The sequence below is a fragment of the Halomonas sp. 707D4 genome (assembly GCF_024158685.1).
Classification (GTDB): domain Bacteria; phylum Pseudomonadota; class Gammaproteobacteria; order Pseudomonadales; family Halomonadaceae; genus Vreelandella.
Genome location: NZ_JAMZBD010000627.1, coordinates 1 through 1,499, shown reverse-complemented (window position 1 = coordinate 1,499; position 1,499 = coordinate 1). Strand labels below are relative to the sequence as shown.

Here is a 1,499-nt window from a genome sequence, read left to right as displayed (position 1 = left end):
AAGGAGAGCATCATGGAACGCATCGGTTTTATCGGACTCGGCTTGATGGGCGGCTACATGGCCTCCAACATCCTCGCCGCGGGCTACCCGCTCAAGGCCTTCGATCCCAAGGCTGTGGCGGTCGATGCCCTCGTCACCAAGGGCGCCGAGGGCGGTGAGAACGCCGCCGAGCTGGGCCGCGACTGCAGCATCGTGTTTCTCTGCGTGCCCACCTCCGAGCACGTCGAACAGGTGATCGACGGCGACAACGGCCTGCGCGCCGGCGCCAAGGCGGCAGGCAACGCGCTGATCATCGTCGACTGCTCCACGTCCCAGCCCACCGTGACCCGGCGCCTGGCCGAGTCGCTCGCCGACGACGGCATCACCCTGGTGGATGCGGCCCTCGGCGGCACCCCCACCCAGGCGGAGTCCGGCCAGCTCCAGGCCATCGTCGGCAGTGACGACGAGACGCTTGCGCGCCTGCGCCCGGTGCTCGAGACCTGGGCGGGCAAGATCCTGCACTGCGGCGGCGTCGGCACCGGCCACACTATGAAGCTGTTGAACCAGTTTCTGGCCATGAGCTACGGCGCGGTGTTCTCCGAGGCGCTGACCATCGGCGCCAAGGCCGGCATCTCGCCCCAAGTGTTCGACAGCGTCATTCGCGGCTCGCGCATGGACAGCGGCTTCTACCAGACCTTCTTCCAGTACGTGCTCGAGCGCGACCGCAACGCCCACCGCTTCACCCTGGCCAACGCCGGCAAGGACATCCGCTACGTGGCGGCGCTGGCCGATGCCCTGGAAGTGAAGGCCGACGTCGCCCACGCGGTGAGCGATCTCTACGCCAGTGCCCTGGCTCAGGGCGACGGCGACAAGTTCGTGCCGGAGCTGTCCGACATCGTCGCCAGCCGCCATCAGCTCAGCCTGTTCTAAGGAGTTCGCGTGAAGATCGTCTGCACCTCCCCTTCCTTCGCCAAGTACTCCCGCACGCCTTTCGATCTGATCGAGGCGGCGGGCGCCACCGTCGAGAGCCTGCCGGCGGACATCAGCGAGGCGGACTTCATCGCCCGCGCCGCCGATGCCGACGCCGCCATCGTCGCCTTCAACCCGATGACCGAGGCGGTGTTCGCCGCGCTGCCCCACCTCAAGGTGGTCGCCAAGCACGGCGTGGGCGTGGACAACATCGACCTGGCCGCCGCGAAGCGCCACGGCGTGAGCGTGACCAACGTGCCCGCCGCCAACCGTCACGCGGTAGCGGACTTCACCTTCGCGCTGCTGTTGTCGCTGGCCCGCGACCTGCCCCGGGTCGACGCGGCCACCCGCGCCGGCGAGTGGCCGCGCTGCTTCGGCCGCGACGTGCACGGCATGACGCTGGGCATCGTCGGCATCGGCAGCATCGGCCAGGCGGTTGCCAAGCGCGCCTCGGGCTTCATCAGCGCCAGGCGTTCGGCGTCGATCAGGTGATGCGTCTGCTCGGAGAGGCCCACGTGCAGGGTGATGAAGTCCGCCTCGCGGCAGAGGGT

2 protein-coding genes are annotated in these 1,499 nt (G+C 68.8%); both read left to right on the top strand.

Annotated features, from left to right (window positions below; translation table 11 throughout):
* The first annotated feature begins 12 nt into the window (after window positions 1-12).
* Window positions 13-909: an NAD(P)-dependent oxidoreductase gene (locus BIS11_RS17355; protein ID WP_253426773.1), complete on the top strand. Its 897-nt coding sequence runs from the start codon at window positions 13-15 to the stop codon at window positions 907-909.
* A 9-nt stretch (window positions 910-918) separates the two neighbouring features.
* The gene (locus BIS11_RS17350; RefSeq protein ID WP_253586696.1) at window positions 919-1,440 is read left to right on the top strand and encodes an NAD(P)-dependent oxidoreductase; all 522 of its coding nucleotides are present in this window, start codon (window positions 919-921) and stop codon (window positions 1,438-1,440) included.
* Window positions 1,441-1,499 lie beyond the last annotated feature (59 nt).